The organism is Anaerobacillus sp. QJM3NY_32 (assembly GCF_056173645.1).
In genome coordinates, this window is sequence record NZ_CM149684.1 from 337,781 (window position 1) to 353,203 (window position 15,423).

16 protein-coding genes are annotated in these 15,423 nt (G+C 39.9%); 8 read left to right on the forward strand and 8 right to left on the reverse strand.

Translation table 11 applies throughout. The features are described 5' to 3' along the window. Window positions 1–19 precede the first annotated feature (19 nt). Window positions 20–970 (reverse strand): L-lactate dehydrogenase, encoded by a 951-nt coding sequence (locus AC0VYH_RS01860; protein WP_475366399.1) that lies wholly within the window; start codon window positions 968–970, stop codon window positions 20–22. Between the two features lie 188 nt (window positions 971–1,158). Continuing rightward, window positions 1,159–1,401 (reverse strand): hypothetical protein, encoded by a 243-nt coding sequence (locus tag AC0VYH_RS01865; RefSeq protein WP_475366400.1) that lies wholly within the window; start codon window positions 1,399–1,401, stop codon window positions 1,159–1,161. Window positions 1,402–1,577: 176 nt separating this feature from the next. Between AC0VYH_RS01865 and AC0VYH_RS01870 the strand changes: the two genes are divergently transcribed. Then, window positions 1,578–2,405: a nucleotidyltransferase gene (locus tag AC0VYH_RS01870; protein WP_475366401.1), complete on the forward strand. Its 828-nt coding sequence runs from the start codon at window positions 1,578–1,580 to the stop codon at window positions 2,403–2,405. A gap of 49 nt (window positions 2,406–2,454) precedes the next feature. On the opposite strand, the gene AC0VYH_RS01875 is transcribed toward AC0VYH_RS01870, so the two are convergent. The 5 genes from AC0VYH_RS01875 to AC0VYH_RS01895 all read right to left on the reverse strand — a co-directional run bounded on the left by AC0VYH_RS01875 (window position 2,455) and on the right by AC0VYH_RS01895 (window position 8,286). After that, window positions 2,455–2,604 carry a hypothetical protein gene (locus AC0VYH_RS01875; protein WP_283153130.1) on the reverse strand — a complete coding sequence of 50 codons (150 nt, stop codon included), beginning with the start codon at window positions 2,602–2,604 and terminating at the stop codon, window positions 2,455–2,457. 65 nt (window positions 2,605–2,669) lie between these two features. Beyond that, window positions 2,670–4,127 carry a carbon starvation CstA family protein gene (locus tag AC0VYH_RS01880; RefSeq protein WP_194222389.1) on the reverse strand — a complete coding sequence of 486 codons (1,458 nt, stop codon included), beginning with the start codon at window positions 4,125–4,127 and terminating at the stop codon, window positions 2,670–2,672. Window positions 4,128–4,264: 137 nt separating this feature from the next. Further along, window positions 4,265–4,993 (reverse strand): LytR/AlgR family response regulator transcription factor, encoded by a 729-nt coding sequence (locus AC0VYH_RS01885; RefSeq protein ID WP_283153128.1) that lies wholly within the window; start codon window positions 4,991–4,993, stop codon window positions 4,265–4,267. Window positions 4,994–4,996: 3 nt separating this feature from the next. After that, window positions 4,997–6,730 carry a LytS/YhcK type 5TM receptor domain-containing protein gene (locus tag AC0VYH_RS01890; RefSeq protein ID WP_475368320.1) on the reverse strand — a complete coding sequence of 578 codons (1,734 nt, stop codon included), beginning with the start codon at window positions 6,728–6,730 and terminating at the stop codon, window positions 4,997–4,999. Between the two features lie 179 nt (window positions 6,731–6,909). Next, the gene (locus tag AC0VYH_RS01895) at window positions 6,910–8,286 is read right to left on the reverse strand and encodes a sigma-54 interaction domain-containing protein (RefSeq protein ID WP_475367442.1); all 1,377 of its coding nucleotides are present in this window, start codon (window positions 8,284–8,286) and stop codon (window positions 6,910–6,912) included. Window positions 8,287–8,583: 297 nt separating this feature from the next. Here AC0VYH_RS01895 and AC0VYH_RS01900 point away from each other — a divergent pair, with 297 nt between their 5' ends. Beyond that, a complete protein-coding gene (locus AC0VYH_RS01900; RefSeq protein ID WP_475366403.1) occupies window positions 8,584–9,786 on the forward strand; it encodes an ornithine--oxo-acid transaminase in 1,203 nt (400 codons plus the stop codon). A gap of 106 nt (window positions 9,787–9,892) precedes the next feature. Here AC0VYH_RS01900 and AC0VYH_RS01905 read toward each other — a convergent pair whose 3' ends face one another. After that, window positions 9,893–10,270 (reverse strand): PH domain-containing protein, encoded by a 378-nt coding sequence (locus AC0VYH_RS01905; protein ID WP_194222382.1) that lies wholly within the window; start codon window positions 10,268–10,270, stop codon window positions 9,893–9,895. 214 nt (window positions 10,271–10,484) lie between these two features. On the opposite strand from AC0VYH_RS01905, the gene AC0VYH_RS01910 reads away from it, so the two are divergent. From AC0VYH_RS01910 to AC0VYH_RS01935, 6 genes are all read left to right on the forward strand, one after another. Next, the gene (locus tag AC0VYH_RS01910; protein WP_475373218.1) at window positions 10,485–11,291 is read left to right on the forward strand and encodes an alpha/beta fold hydrolase; all 807 of its coding nucleotides are present in this window, start codon (window positions 10,485–10,487) and stop codon (window positions 11,289–11,291) included. A 246-nt stretch (window positions 11,292–11,537) separates the two neighbouring features. After that, the gene (locus AC0VYH_RS01915) at window positions 11,538–12,572 is read left to right on the forward strand and encodes an ATP-grasp domain-containing protein (protein ID WP_475373219.1); all 1,035 of its coding nucleotides are present in this window, start codon (window positions 11,538–11,540) and stop codon (window positions 12,570–12,572) included. 18 nt (window positions 12,573–12,590) lie between these two features. Then, complete coding sequence (locus AC0VYH_RS01920) at window positions 12,591–13,256, forward strand: vWA domain-containing protein (RefSeq protein ID WP_475373220.1); 666 nt, start codon at window positions 12,591–12,593, stop codon at window positions 13,254–13,256. A 261-nt stretch (window positions 13,257–13,517) separates the two neighbouring features. After that, window positions 13,518–14,123: a TerD family protein gene (locus AC0VYH_RS01925; protein ID WP_303533769.1), complete on the forward strand. Its 606-nt coding sequence runs from the start codon at window positions 13,518–13,520 to the stop codon at window positions 14,121–14,123. 30 nt (window positions 14,124–14,153) lie between these two features. Beyond that, window positions 14,154–14,735, forward strand: a complete 582-nt coding sequence (locus AC0VYH_RS01930) for a TerD family protein (RefSeq protein ID WP_194222367.1) — start codon at window positions 14,154–14,156, stop codon at window positions 14,733–14,735. 71 nt (window positions 14,736–14,806) lie between these two features. Next, window positions 14,807–15,385 (forward strand): TerD family protein, encoded by a 579-nt coding sequence (locus AC0VYH_RS01935; RefSeq protein ID WP_475366409.1) that lies wholly within the window; start codon window positions 14,807–14,809, stop codon window positions 15,383–15,385. Window positions 15,386–15,423: the final 38 nt, after the last annotated feature.

A 15,423-nucleotide genomic window follows, 5' to 3' on the forward strand; every position in this document is an offset into this window, starting at 1 on the left:
TATGTGTTATAGTAGGGTTTCATTTAACCGTCTCAAAACAGGGTTTCATTGCTTCGCGTAACGTCCTTGCAGAATGATGCAGTTGTTTCATCTCGGTCTCTGTGAGATCAAGCTCTACAATTTCTCGAATACCGTTTCTGTCGATAATGGCAGGTGCGCCAATATAGATGTCATTAAGACCATATTCACCTTGCATCAATGTTGAAATCGTTAGGATAGAGCTTTCGTTTCTTAGAATCGCTTTGGTCAGACGTACAAGTCCCATTGCAATACCGTAATAAGTTGCGCCTTTCCGATGAATAATGTGGTAAGCTGCGTCGCGGACGTTCGTGAAAATCTCGTCAAGTACTGGCAACTCTTCTTCTGATAGCATTTTCGTTACTGGGCGGCTACTAATGGTAGCGTGGCTCCATACTGGAAGCTCCGTATCGCCATGCTCGCCGAGGATATAAGCATGTACATTTCTAGAATCGACCTTGAAATGATCGCCGATTAAGTAACGAAGTCTTGCGGTATCAAGAATCGTACCAGAACCAATAACGCGTTCCATCGGTAGACCAGAGAATTTCCATGTAGCATAAGAGAGGATATCTACTGGATTCGTTGCAACGATGAATAGTCCGTCAAAACCACTCTCCATAACGGCAGTAACAATTCCCCTGAAGATGTTTACATTCTTTTCAACAAGATCAAGTCTCGTTTCCCCAGGTTTCTGATTTGCGCCGGCTGTAATTACGACAATGTCAGCATCTCGACAGTCTTCATAATCCCCTGCCCAAATTCTCATAGCTGATCCAAACGGCATCCCGTGATTTAAATCTCTTGCTTCTCCTTCAGCTTTTTCTTTATTTAAGTCAATGAGCACCATTTCATTTACTACTTCTTGATTTAATAAGGCGAAAGCATAGCTTGTCCCAACAAATCCAGTTCCAATGACAGCAACTCTAGTTGTATATCGTTCGTTTTTCATATTAATTCCACCAATCTATTGTATGTGATGTCTTTCACATACATAATATAACGTGGATTTAATTGCTCATATGTGACAAAGATCACATGAAAAGGTTTACATGAAAAATTAATTTTATAAGGTAAAATAAATATGATTACATGAGAAGTCTATGTAAAAAAACGCTCAAAATCTGAGCGTTTTGCTTTTTACCAGAAAAAGAAAGGTGACCAGCTATAAGCGGCGATGGAGGCAAGACCGACTGCAATGAGAGCCGCTCCGAAAAAGAAGTAGCTTCCAAAGCCTGGACCATCGTTTTGGCCATCCATTGGTCGAAGATAGACATTGTCGCGGTCACAATGATCGATGTAACCGTAATGCGTTTTGCCATCATGACAGCGAATGGCTATACACCTACCAGCGTTTTTAGTGAATTCGTCGTGATAAGACATGTTATTCCTCTTTTCTTGTTAAATGTAAGAGTCGGGAAACTCTTAGATCGTGCATTATTACTTTATGAAATTCAGATAGATGGGGTTTGGACAGGAATGGAGCTGAAACAAAATAACGGCTCTTTTGTAAAAGGAATAAAGTAGCTATGATAAGGATAGAAAGAAGGAGGGATGAAATGGACGGTATTAAACAAATTGGGTCTTTCTATCAAGTCGATCATAAGGGGTACCTTGTAAATGATACGTCCTGGGAGAAAATCAATAGAAACTATCGAAACGCGATCGATCGTGCTGTGGAGATTTTAACTATAGCTATGCCTTTAAGCAGTATTTATTTAAGAGGATCAGTGCCAAAGGGGAAAGGAATAGAAGGTGTGTCTGATCTGGATCTCATTGTTTTAACAGAGAACGGGAATGAGCAAGTAGCTGAATTATTGAATCAACAATTAGTTGATGAATTTCCATGGTTAAATGGGTGTGAGATAAGTTTCTATTCAGCTAAAGAGTTAGAGGGGTTAACTTCCTTTTCAATCATTCCATTCATGCTGAAAACGTCCAGTCTCTGTGTTTATGGAAAAGATGTGGCAAAAGCTATTCCTAGGTTCAAGCCACATAGAGCTCTTGCAAATGATCATCTGATTCAGCTAGAAAACCACATCGTTCAGGCAAAAAGCGATCTTGTTGGAAATGAAGATATTGAAGATATAGCGGATTGCTGCGGATGGATTATGAAAATCATTGTCCGGAGCGGTCTCGCGCTTGTGATGGAGAAAGATCCAATGTATACAAGAGACCTTTATCCAGCTTATAAGCTGTTTAGTAATTTTTATCCACATAAAGAGTCTTATATGAAACAAGCCTTAACATACGCTGTATTTCCTACATCCTCAAGAGAAGAGATTACTCATTTTTTGGATCAGTATGGGAAATGGCTTATTCAAGAAGCGAATGATTGGCTAAATGAGTATAACCCTGAAAGAGTTCGGCATCTTTCGATTGAGTAGTAAAAAGGGAGCGAGATCATGGATTCGATCTCGCTCCCTTTTTAAAATTTCATAAATAGGTGATTAGCGCAATTCCGCAAAGAAACAAAACGCTAAGAATCACTTTTCCAAAGAGAGGGAGCTGTTCTTTTCCCTTCTCATTAATACGTTCTTCTTCCTCTTCAAGAGTCGTTTTATCTTTCGATTGGCAGCAGCCCATATCATCACACCTTTTCGGTTTAATACGCTATCCGTCAAAGGGGATTCTCTGTTCAATGTATCCCTTTAAGCAACGCTATCCTTATCCCAACCGGAAATGTCGATTTCTAGTGGAATGTTGGCAGCGCGTTGCTTACGAGCAGAGTAGAAGAAAGCTACAATAACGCCGATCGTAATGATGGTTGCGCCGATGTAGGCGACATTCATTGGTAAGCGAAAGCCGATTGGTGCATTAAGAATGTAAGTTGTCGTTGCCATTGTGATAAAAATTGCTGGGATCATGGCAATCCAGTAGTTTTTCTTCGCAATAAACAAGTACATCGCGCCAACCCATAAGGCAATCATCGCTGTAGACTGGTTAGCCCATGAGAAGTATCTCCACAGAAGGGTAAAATCAATTTTCGTAAGCCCAAATGCGACAACGAAAAGCGGTAGTGCGATCCAGAGGCGATTTGTTACTTTACGCTGAGAGTAATTAAAGTAATCTGCAATAATCATACGAGCACTTCTGAAGGCTGTATCGCCGGACGTGATTGGAAGGACGATGACACCAAGAATGGCAAGCGTTCCACCGATCGCACCTAGCATGAGAGTAGAAGCTTCACTTACAATCGCAGCGGGACCACCATTTGCAAGCAGTTCATTTAACCCAACCGGTCCATTGAATAAGCTCATAGCAGCAGCAGCCCAAATCATTGCAATGACACCTTCTGCAATCATCATTCCGTAGAAAATGTTGCGACCTTGTTTTTCATTTTGCGTTGTACGCGAAATGATTGGCGTTTGTGTAGCGTGAAATCCAGAAAGTGCGCCGCAAGAGATTGTTAAGAATAACAACGGAAAGACTGGTGCGTTGTCAGGGTGGAAATTACTTAGCGTGATTTCAGGAATCGGTGCGCCAGTGAACACAAGTCCAGCACCAACGCCGAGTGCGCTAATAAGAAGAAGCGCACCAAAAATCGGATAAAAGCGTCCAATGATTTTATCAATCGGTAGCAATGTAGCTAGGATATAGTAAACAAAAATCGCTCCTAGAATAAGACCCATTGTTGCCCAGCCGTTCATTAAGTTGTTCAATAGTCCAGCTGGTGCTGTGACAAACACCGTTCCTGTTAGGAGGAGAAGTAGCACAGCGAAAGCATTCACAACGTGCTTCATCACTTTTCCAAGAAACTTTCCTGCAAGTTCAGGTAAGTGAGCGCCCCTGTTACGAATGGAGATCATTCCTGTAAGGTAATCGTGAACAGCTCCTGCGAAAATACAGCCAAATACGATCCAGAGAAAAGCGACTGGCCCGTAGAGTGCACCAAGAATCGGGCCGAAGATTGGACCAACTCCTGCAATGTTCAATAATTGAATCAAGGAGTTCTTCTTCGTGTTCATTGGAAGGTAATCGACGCCATCCTGATGCGTATAGGCGGGGGTTTGACGTGCTTCCTTAATGCCAAAAATTTTCTCAACAAATTTTCCGTAAGTAAAATAACCAATTATAAGAAGTGCAATTCCTGCTAGAAATGTATACATGAAACCATCCCTTTCCGTACAATGTATGCGTTTACATAAAGTATAAGAGATGAGAGGGAGGAATGGATTAATTCCGCTCTAACATGTCTGAAAGTTGGATTGAGATGTTTGTATGAAAGACTGAAATGCACTCGGAATTACAATTCAAGTTCTGTACGTAGTGCTTTTACATAATTACGACTTACAGAAAGCTTTTCTCGAACACCTTCTAATTCAAGCTGATAAGCACCATTAAACCATGGGGTCAGGCGCGTCACGTAGTGAAGATTAACTAGATATCCTTTATGAATTCTAAAAAACGAAAAGGAGGATAGTCGGCTTTCAAGTTCTTTTAGCGCCATCTTCACTTCGTACTCGCCATTTTTTACAACGATCCGTGAGACTTTTTCATCGCGAAAAATAAAGAGGATATCATTGGGATCGAGGTAATGAATCTCACCTTCTAGTTCAACTGAGAGCTTGCCTTTCTTTGGCGGAGGTTCTTCTTTAGTAGATACTTGCATCAACTTCTCTAGACGTTGTACGGTTTGATGAAGCTGTTCTTCATCATAGGGTTTCAGAAGATAGTCAATCGCTTCATATCGAAAAGCTTCTGCAGCAAATTCAGGATAAGCGGTCGCAAAAACGATTAGAGGAGATTTCTTAAGTTCCAATAAGGCTTTTGCTGCTTCCATCCCATTCATTTTGGGCATCTCAACATCAAGAAAAACAACATCTGGTTGAAGTTGAAGTGCTTTGATCACTGCTGTTTCACCTGAATCAGCCTCACCGATCACATTTATCGACTTAAAATGTGAGAGTAAATGAACGAGTTCCTGGCGGCTGTATCGTTCATCATCCACGATTAAACATTTCATTTCGTTCATCTATTAGTCCTCCATTAGTGGAATCAAAAAGCAAATGGTTGTACCGTTGCAAGGCTCGCTATGAATGGCAAGGCTTGCTTCGCTTCCAAATAGCATTGTTAGGCGACGATTAACGTTATAGAGGCCAAGCCCTGTACCAATTTCTGACGACACGTGTACTCTACCAAGCTCTGGTAAACGATCAGGGGAAATCCCTTCACCGTTATCAGTTACGCAAACAGTAACCCCGTTTGGATTTTGAGCAATTGCAATTTCAACAAGACAATCGTTTTCCTTATTTTTGATACCATGTTTAATAGCATTCTCAACAATCGGCTGTAACGTGAGTGGAGGTAATTGGACGGATAATACACTTTCATCGATTGTATATTTAACGGTTAGTCTGTCTACAAATCGTGCTTCTTCCACTTCAAGGTAGGCTTTCACGTGTTTTAACTCCTGGTTAAGCGAGGTCATGTTCGCTGTAGTACCAGATAAATTTTGTCTTAAAAAGTGTGAAAGGGAAACGAGTAATTTACGTGCTTTATCAGGTTCAATACGAATTAACGAAATAATTGTATTCAGTGAATTAAAAAGAAAGTGCGGACTGATTTGTGCTTGTAATGCTTTGATTTCGGCTTCTTTTGCGAGCTGATAGGCTTTATCCGCTTCAGCTATTTCTAACTGATTACTAAGAAGATTGCTGAGACCGAGAACGAGCTCAGTAATAATATGGGTGATCTCTTTTTCCGATCGGAAATAGAATTTTAGCGTGCCGATTGTTTTACCTCGCTGTTTAAGGGGAGCAATAATGGCTGCTCCGAGCGGACAATTTTTCTCAGCACAGTGAATGGTTTGATCGTTTGCTATAACAATTTCACCTTTATGAATCACGTCTTTTGTAATGGTCGTTTGAATCTCGTGTCCTGATTGATGATGGTCGTTCGCAAGGCCAACGTGACTTAAAATGTGTGTACGATCCGTTATCGCTACTGCGCTACCTTCAATTTCTCGATGAAGAATCTGACAGACCTCATGAGCTGAAGCTTCAGAAAGCCCTTGTCTGAGATAACCAAGTGTTTGATCCGCGATACGAAGGGTTTTCTGTGCCTGAAGCGCACCAGCTTTTTCTTCCTCGTTTACAACATTTTTTATGATAAGGAGGAAGAGAGCACAGCCAATTCCGTTTGCGAGAATCATTGGAATTCCGATCACTTCTACAAGAGCCATGGCATTTTGAAACGGTTTTGAAAGAAGCAAGATAATGAGCATTTGAACGGCTTCTGCACCTGCACCGATCATAAAGGCTGATCGAAGTTTTACATGACGGTTTCGTTTGTGTAGAGAGCCAGCGATAAGTCCAGCAATAATGGAGGCAAGTCCACAAGCTACTGCTGTAAATCCACCAAGCATATAGCGATGAATCCCTGCAATTAGCCCTGCACCAAATCCAACCCTCTTTCCACCAAGAAGTCCAGCAAGAACGACTCCGATTACTCTTGAATTCGCGATTGCTTCGTCAGAAGAAACTTCAAGTGGCCATGAATTAAATTGGAGTGAATCTGTACTAAATGTTAATCCTGTATATGTTCCGATGATCCCAAAGAAACCAAAGAAGCCAATCGCAACATACTGCTGCTTACGAGCAAGCTGATCGCTGTATATCATATCTCGGAAGAAGCGAAAGCGGGTTAGCACAAACGCAATTGTGACGATAATGCCAAGTCGCTCTAGCATCGTAAGCAAGAGTTCGAACATGAGGGAAAGCTCCTTTCTGGTCTTTCTGGTGCCTGTCACCACCCGGTTTAAGTCAAATTCTGTCGAATGGTAAAGCGGTTACTTCTTATTATACGTGTTTTAATGAAGAGATAAAATGGATGGAAGAGAGAAGGCGAATCACTCACACATAAGCTACGATTTCATCTAGCCTCTTATTTTTACGTTTGAATATCAAATTTCCTTAACCGGTACTGCAAGCTTTGTCTACTTAGACCTAACACTTTTGCGGTTTTTGAGATATTGTTTTTGTTTTCTTGAAGCACCTTTTGGATATAAACTTTTTCAGCTTTCTCCATTTGTTCTTTCAATGGGATAATTTGATTGGAATGATGTATGGTAAGTTGATTAGCCTCAATCAAATGCCTTTCTTTTTGTAATGGCGATTTATTTCGATACTGAATGGGCAAATGAGAATAGTGTATGATGTCTTCGCTCATCATTAAATTCATTGCCCCTTCAATAATATGTTCTAATTCTCGTACATTCCCTGGCCAGTCGTAAGCTTGAAATGATTCAGAGACTTCCGTATCTACTCCTTTAACATCCATTTGAAAGAGATCGTTATATTTTGAGATAAACGAATCCACTAATAAAGAGATGTCCTCTTTCCTTTCTCTAAGTGGAGGGATAAATAGAGTCACAACCCCAAGTCGGTAATACAAGTCTTTACGCATTCGTTCCTTCGCAATGGCTTCAATGGGATCTTCGTTCATTGTAGCGATGATTCTAACGTCAATGGCCTTATCTTCTGTGTCACCAATGCGCCGAATTGTTTTTTCCTGTAGGACTCTCAATAGTTTCGCTTGTAAATTCATACTTAAAGAATTAATTTCATCAAGTAATAACGTCCCGCCTTCTGCTTGTTCAAATAAGCCTGGTCGCTCAGTTGCTCCTGTAAATGCGCCTCGCTTCGTACCGAACAGAAGGCTTTCAATCAAATTATCAGGTAAGGCAGCACAGTTTTGCGAAATAAACGGAGCGGAAGAACGGTGGCTACCATTGTGGATGCTTTGAGCAAATAATTCTTTTCCTGTTCCGGTTTCCCCAACGATCAAAACAGACGACGATGTTCGTGTGCTTCGTTTTGTATTCTCAATCACTTCTTGAATGGCAAGACTATCTCCAATAATGCTATCGAATGTGAATCGAGTGTTTCCTTTTCGATTCATATTGTCACGAATTAACCGTTCAAGCTTTGTTACGTCGTTAGAAATCTCGACAGCGCCTTTAATAGTTCCATTTTCTAAAATGGGAAATGAGTTGTTAATTGTTGTGATTTCTTTCCCTTTATTATTGAAATACGTTTGCTTCACATTCGACGTTTCGATGCCTTTTTGAAGTGCCTTAACAAGCGTGCTGCTCTCATTCGCTGAGAACATAAAGACATCTAATAAATATTTATCAACAACATCCTGACGATCCATGGCTTCAATTTGCATCATTTTAGGATTATAAATGATCGTTTTGCCTTTTTCATCAATCACATGAACGCCGACGTCGATTTCATCGATGATTTTTTTGTATACATGATTCATAGTTTTAAGTGCTTTCCAATCGTTCTCCGTTTCATTATCCAAGTTACGTACCTCCTTTGTTACTACCGCTATTGTATGTATGGAAGTACATGGATTGCAATATTATTTTGCACACACATGCAAAATAAATCAATTGTATGCAAAGAGGTTTTGCATGGTGAAATTGAATAATCCCCGTCCTTCCTAAGATTTAATCGTTTTAAAAAGTTGGCATAAAACTTGCTTGTTACTAAGGAGAGGGAGAGCGAAGTTCTTTTTGCTCCTCTAGGTGAGGCGAACTTTTAAAGGAGGAAGAACATGAAGACACAAACAACGACTGAGAATGTGATTGAAAAAACAACCCAATTTGGAGCGAATAACTATAACCCGCTTCCAATTGTTATTACGGATGCAGAAGGGGTGTGGGTGAAAGACCCTGAAGGTAACCGATATATGGATATGTTGAGTGCTTATTCAGCAGTTAATCAAGGACACCGTCATCCGAAAATTATTCAAGCCTTAAAGGACCAGGCAGATCGCATTACATTAACATCCCGAGCTTTTCATAACGACCAATTGGCTCCGTTTTATGAGAAGGTAGCAAAGCTAACAAATAAAGCAAAAGTTCTTCCAATGAACACTGGGGCAGAAGCAGTGGAAACCGCTATTAAAACGGTGCGACGCTGGGCTTATGATGTGAAAGGCGTTTCAGAAAATCAGGCTGAAATTATTGCATGTGTCGGAAATTTCCATGGACGTACAATGACGGCTGTATCTCTCTCTTCTGAGGCTGAATACCAGAGAGGATTTGGTCCAATGTTACCGGGAATTAAATTGATTCCATACGGTGATATTGATGCGCTACGAAATGCCATTACACCAAATACAGCTGCTTTCCTATTTGAACCGATTCAAGGAGAAGCAGGGATTGTCATTCCTCCAGAAGGCTTTTTAAAGGAAGCTTATGATGTTTGTAAAGAAAATAATGTGCTTTACGTTGCAGATGAAATTCAAGCTGGTCTTGGGCGCTCGGGTAAAACATTTGCGTGCGATTGGGAAAATGTTGAACCGGATATTTACATTCTTGGAAAAGCGCTAGGCGGAGGCGTCTTCCCAATCTCATGTATTGCTGCTAATGAAGAGATTCTTGGTGTCTTTAATCCTGGCTCACACGGATCCACATTTGGTGGGAATCCGCTTGGCTGTGCCGTTTCCGTTGCTGCTCTTGAAGTTTTAGAAGACGAACAGTTAGCTCAGCGGTCACTCGAGCTTGGAAACTATTTTCAAGAAAAATTAAAGGAAATCGATAACCCTCTAATTAAAGAAGTACGTGGTAAAGGATTATTTATCGGAGTTGAATTAACAAAGCCAGCAAGATCTTACTGCGAAAAGTTAAAAGAAGAAGGGCTTTTATGTAAGGAAACGCATGATACGGTGATCCGATTTGCGCCACCGCTTATCATTTCAAGAGAAGATCTTGATTGGGCCATAGCTAAAATCGTAAATGTGTTGTCCAAGTAATAAAGCAACCTTACTTTATAAATTTATGAATATTGAAAACTGAACAAAGAAGCTAGTGACCTAAGGTTCGCTAGCTTCTTTGAATTTTTTTTAGGATTGTAATACATTATCCACAAAGTTCAGTAAGGATCTTTTGAATCGTGTAGATGCTATCATCCTTCTTAAACTGCTTCGAGAAGGTAGGAGCCTGTGAACTGGAAATCCAGATTTTAAGCTCTGCATCAAGATCAAAGTGTCCTGCCGTTTCAATGCTGAAGTGCGAAATGCTCTTGTATAGAACAGAATGATATTCCACTTTCTTACCTGTCATGCCTTGCTTGTCCACAAACAAAAGACGTTTATCTGTAAAGACGATTAAATCCCTCACAAGCTTAAATGCAGCATTCACCTCTTCTGTTTCTGAAAGAATGGTAGATAGCTCTTTTTGCACATCTTCTTTCTTCATCGTTGAAGCGTTCCCCATAAATCCACTTAAAATACCCATTGTAACTCCTCCTTCACATTTGTATTATGTTCTCCCTCATATTCTAGCATAGGTAGTGCCTGTCACCACCCGAACGGGCTCGAATGCTGTCGAGCAATATATGGATAAAAGAAGAGGTTCTTGCATACGTATCGTATGATGCTCGTGATAAATACGAGTTAGCTATACGATCAGGATTAACGGCAATTATTTCTTATTTATAGGAGGGGTAACAATGCCATTTTTGAATATTAAAGATGATGTAGAGCTTTATTATGAAGATGTTGGTATGGGGCAGCCTGTGATTTTCATTCATGGCGTTTGGATGAGTAGCCGCTTTTTCAAAAAGCAGCTTCCGTACTTTAGACAAAAGTATCGTGCGATTTCTCTAGATTTAAGAGGTCATGGCCAATCCTCACACGTTCAAACAGGGCACACAGTGGCAAACTATGCTCGTGATCTGAAGAAATTTATTGACCAGCTTCATCTTAAGGACGTAATGCTAGTTGGATGGTCAATGGGGGCATTTGTAATATGGGAATACTTGCAGCAGTTCGGTGAGGATAACGTGAAGGGGACAGTTATTGTTGATGAGCTAGCATCGGATTTTAAGTGGCCAGATTTTGAAATAGGCGCATTTGATCTACCGGCACTCACCGGAATGATGAGAGAGATTCAATCGGATCAAAAAGGATTGCTTCAAGGATTCATTCCACTGATGTTTAAAAAAGATTTGTCTGAATCTGAGCTCGAGTGGATGTTAGCAGAGACAACCAAAATGCCTGCTTCCATTGCAAGCGCGATTCTTTTCGATCAATCCATCATTGACTGCCGCCCTTATTTAAACCAAATAACGAAACCAACGCTATTGTGTTTTGGAAAAGAAGAAAAGCTCATCCCAGTAGCAGCAGGGGAGCACTTAAATCGAGCGATCCCTAACTCGAAACTTGAATTGTTTGAAGAAAGCTGTCACTGTCCGTTTATAGAAGAAGCTGATAAGTTTAATCGAGTAGTTGATGAATTTATTGGAAGTCTGAATTAGTGCCTGTCACCGCCAGATCAAGCTTAGAAATTAAATAAACGTTTAATTAAGAATAGAGTGTGGACCTAATAAAGGTTCGCACTTTATTTTTTGCCGTATAGAGGAGAATTTTGAAACCTGTCGAATGTTTAAAATTGGAATGAAATGATAAACGGGGAGGGTGAAATCTCGAGATAAGTATTCATGTTAAGCTAACTATATTAGCTGAATTAAGAAACAACTTTCACAGCAAAGAAGGAGTCAAACATGACAAAAATTTGGTTTAATAGATGGTTTACTACTGTGGCACATTACATAGAGTTAATTCGACAAAACGAAGATGGAGCAGAATTTGAAGTGTATGGTTCACACCCGAACGAAGATGCTTTGTATTTACAGTATTGCGATCATTCTTTTGTTGAACCTGATATTAGTGGCGATGCGTACGTTGCGTATTGTCTACAAGTTTGTGCTGAAAAGAACATCGATTTGTTCATACCTCGTAAAGAAAATGTCCTCATCTCGAAAAACCTTTCGAAATTCCACAGCATCGGTGTAAAAGTTCTCGTATGTGACGCAGAATTAATGGCTCTTATGGATAATAAAGCGGCTATGTACCAATCCATTCTTACAAAGGAAGCAGAGAAAAAGACATCGCTCGTTCCTATTCCAGATTACGCAGTAGTTACCAATGTAGAAGAATTCAAAAAAGCTTATCATCATCTTCGTAAAAAAGGTCATACTGTCTGTTTTAAACCTGTGATTGGTGAAGGTGCCAATGGTTTTCGGGTTATTAGTGAGGGGCAGGAAACGATTGAAGAACTTCTTACGGGTGGGGTATCTAGAAGAATTTCAATAGAGCAAGCTTGCTCTATTTTAAGTCAGAAAGATTCGTTCCAAGACTTAATGGTCTTAGAGTACTTAGATGGTTATGAGTATAGTATCGATTGTCTTGCGTATGATGGAGAGCTGCATCTTGCTATCCCTCGTAAGAAAGTTGAGGGAAGAGTAAGAGAACTTGAGAACAATGAAGAGTTACTAGAGATTGCACGAGCTATTCATAAGGAATATAACATTGATTACATATCAAATATTCAAGTTAAGTTCAGCAATGGAATTCCAAAGCTACTTGAAATTAACCCAAGGATGGCTGGGGGATTGAATATTAGCTGCTTATCGGGCGTAAACATCCCGTACGAAGCGATTAAACTGTTGCAAAATGGTAGTAATCCGTTCCTTAGTTTAAATCCAGAAATGGGTATTCGCGCTAGCCATATAGAAAAAGAAGTTGTTCTTTCTTAATTTAAGGGAGGTACTCTAATGAGTATTACATTAATTAAGAAAAACGCTGGTATTGTTTTAAAGAAAAAGAATCTAGATCAAGTTGTAGCTAGAGTAGGTCTTGTCCTTGATATTAGTGGGTCAATGCGGAAACTATACAAAGAAGGCGTCATTCAAAAAGTCGTCGAGCGAGTTCTTGCAGTCGCAAGTCAATTCGATGATGATGGTTCACTAGATGTATGGGTATACGATAATGAGTTTAGTCGATTAAAGCCTGTAACAGAATTTGATTTCGAAGGTTACGTGGATCGTCAAATTCTTTCGAACGATCTCGTTCATAAATTTGGTCGAAATGATGAACCTCTCGTTATGGAAGATGTCATTAGTAAATACGTAGAAGAAGATCCATCGAAAGAGCCTGTGTTCATTGTATTTATTAATGATGGAGGCTGTAAACGTGGAATTAAGAAAGCGATTGTCGAATCTTCAGACCAACCTCTTTTTTGGCAGTTTATTGGTATAGGAGATTCAAACTTCGATGTATTAGAGAAGTTGGACACAATGACGGGACGGTTCATTGATAACGCCAACTTCTTCCATATAGAAGATATTGACCGGACAAGTGATGAAGTGTTGTACAATAATCTTCTAAATGAATTTCCTGATTGGTTGAAGGAAGCAAAAGATAAAAGAGTTATTCAGTAAGTAGCTAGTTCCCTATGTTAACAGAATCGACAAAATCTTTTCATTTTATCGTTGTTGCTCAATGGTTAAAGGATTCATTTTAGCTGAAAATATGTTAGTTTTAAATAGAAAGAATTCATTTTTCTAGTTAAAAACAATTTTTTTGTTGAAACATGAAACTTTCTGAATCTAGGCACGTATTACAGAATAGGCAGTTAACTATTAAACTTAACACGCACCATCTCATATTTAACTTAAATCTACTAACAGGAGTGAAACGATTTGACAATTTCTTTGCAGAAAGGTCAACGAATTGACTTAACAAAAGGAAATGCCGGTTTATCGAAAATTATGGTTGGCCTTGGTTGGGATCCAGTTGAGCAAAAGAAAAGTGGTCTTTTAGGCGGTCTTTTTGGAGGCGGAAGCGGCGGCGCTAACGTTGACTGTGATGCTTCTCTCCTTATGCTTGAGGACGACAAATTAACTTCTAAAAAAGATTTAATTTACTTCGGTAACTTAAAAAGCGCATGCGGAAGTATCAATCATACTGGTGACAACCTGACTGGTGCTGGAGACGGTGATGACGAGCAAATTATGGTTGATCTCGGTAAGGTGCCACAGCGTATCACAAAACTTGTTTTTGTAGTAAACATCTATGATGCTGTGAAACGCAAACAGGATTTTGGTATGATTCAAAATGCGTTTATTCGCGTAGTAAACCAATCGAATCAAGAAGAAATGATTAAATTTAATCTCACAGATAACTATTCTGGTAAGACAAGTCTCTTTGTAGCAGAAATCTATCGCCACGGCAGTGAATGGAAATTTGCCGCGATTGGTAATGGAACGAACGATGCTGGCTTAAGCGACATTGCAAAAAAATATTAAACTACTAAAATTCTAAAGGGGTTGACGAGCATGGCTGTATCATTATCTAAAGGACAAAAAGTAGATTTAACAAAAACAAATCCAGGTCTATCAAAGGTTATTGTAGGACTTGGATGGGACACAAATAAATACGATGGCGGAAATGACTTTGACCTTGACGCAAGTATCTTCCTATTAGACAGCACTGGTAAGTGTTCTTCTGATAAAGATTTTGTTTTCTATAATCAAACAGAAGGTGGCGGCGGTTCGGTTGTTCATACAGGCGATAACCGTACTGGTGAAGGAGAAGGAGATGACGAACAAGTAAAAGTTCATCTTCATGATGTTCCAGCTGAAATTGAGAAAATTTCTTTCGTCATTACGATACATGATGCTGAAGCGCGTAATCAGAATTTCGGACAAGTATCTAATGCATTTGTACGCATTCTAAATGAAGATTCAAACGAAGAGCTCATTCGTTATGATCTTGGAGAAGATTTCTCGATTGAAACAGCGATTATTGTTGGAGAACTTTACCGTCATAATGGCGAATGGAAATTCTCTGCAGTAGGATCTGGTTATCAGGGAGGACTTGCTAGAATCGCAACTGATTTTGGTTTACAAGTCGGATAAACTCTTCTTTTTTGGCAAGAGGGATGCCTCCCTCTTGCCATTCCAATATAAACGCGAATTGGGGGATCACATTGGGAATTCAACTATCTAAAGGACAGAGAATTGATTTAACAAAGACTAATCCAGGACTCGTTAAAGGACTTATTGGGCTTGGTTGGGACACGAACAAATACCAGGGAGGCTCTGACTTTGATCTAGATGCATCGGCATTTTTAGTTGATGCAAATAATCGTTGTCAGGACGATCTGGATTTTATTTTTTATAACAACTTAGAGCATCCAAGTAAATCAGTCATTCATACAGGTGATAACCGAACAGGTGAAGGTGATGGAGATGATGAACAACTGATCGTCGACTTCTCAAAAATTCCTGCGCATGTTGATAAAATTGGGATCACCGTCACGATACATGATGCTGAAACACGCCACCAGAACTTTGGACAAGTATCAAACGCATTTGTTCGTCTTGCGGATGAATCTTCTGGAGAAGAGCTATTGCGATTTGACCTTGGCGAAGATTTTTCAATTGAAACAGCCGTCGTCGTTTGTGAACTATATCGACACGGTAACGAATGGAAATTCAATGCAATAGGTAGCGGGTTCTCAGGTGGACTTGCATCCCTTTGTAAAAATTATGGCCTTGAGGTTTAAGGCTTAGCTAGTTGACATTAGGAGGAAACATCAAGTGG

What these genes read in the sequence shown, in the direction of transcription:
- AC0VYH_RS01900 (WP_475366403.1), top strand. Translation starts at nt 8,584, where the DNA reads ATGAAGACACAAACAACGACTGAGAATGTGATTGAAAAAACAACCCAA.
- AC0VYH_RS01905 (WP_194222382.1), bottom strand. Translation starts at nt 10,270, where the DNA reads ATGGGTATTTTAAGTGGATTTATGGGGAACGCTTCAACGATGAAGAAA.
- AC0VYH_RS01860 (WP_475366399.1), bottom strand. Translation starts at nt 970, where the DNA reads ATGAAAAACGAACGATATACAACTAGAGTTGCTGTCATTGGAACTGGA.
- AC0VYH_RS01910 (WP_475373218.1), top strand. Translation starts at nt 10,485, where the DNA reads ATGCCATTTTTGAATATTAAAGATGATGTAGAGCTTTATTATGAAGAT.
- AC0VYH_RS01865 (WP_475366400.1), bottom strand. Translation starts at nt 1,401, where the DNA reads ATGTCTTATCACGACGAATTCACTAAAAACGCTGGTAGGTGTATAGCC.
- AC0VYH_RS01890 (WP_475368320.1), bottom strand. Translation starts at nt 6,730, where the DNA reads ATGTTCGAACTCTTGCTTACGATGCTAGAGCGACTTGGCATTATCGTC.
- AC0VYH_RS01930 (WP_194222367.1), top strand. Translation starts at nt 14,154, where the DNA reads ATGGCTGTATCATTATCTAAAGGACAAAAAGTAGATTTAACAAAAACA.
- AC0VYH_RS01870 (WP_475366401.1), top strand. Translation starts at nt 1,578, where the DNA reads ATGGACGGTATTAAACAAATTGGGTCTTTCTATCAAGTCGATCATAAG.
- AC0VYH_RS01920 (WP_475373220.1), top strand. Translation starts at nt 12,591, where the DNA reads ATGAGTATTACATTAATTAAGAAAAACGCTGGTATTGTTTTAAAGAAA.
- AC0VYH_RS01880 (WP_194222389.1), bottom strand. Translation starts at nt 4,127, where the DNA reads ATGTATACATTTCTAGCAGGAATTGCACTTCTTATAATTGGTTATTTT.
- AC0VYH_RS01875 (WP_283153130.1), bottom strand. Translation starts at nt 2,604, where the DNA reads ATGGGCTGCTGCCAATCGAAAGATAAAACGACTCTTGAAGAGGAAGAA.
- AC0VYH_RS01895 (WP_475367442.1), bottom strand. Translation starts at nt 8,286, where the DNA reads ATGAATCATGTATACAAAAAAATCATCGATGAAATCGACGTCGGCGTT.
- AC0VYH_RS01885 (WP_283153128.1), bottom strand. Translation starts at nt 4,993, where the DNA reads ATGAACGAAATGAAATGTTTAATCGTGGATGATGAACGATACAGCCGC.
- AC0VYH_RS01915 (WP_475373219.1), top strand. Translation starts at nt 11,538, where the DNA reads ATGACAAAAATTTGGTTTAATAGATGGTTTACTACTGTGGCACATTAC.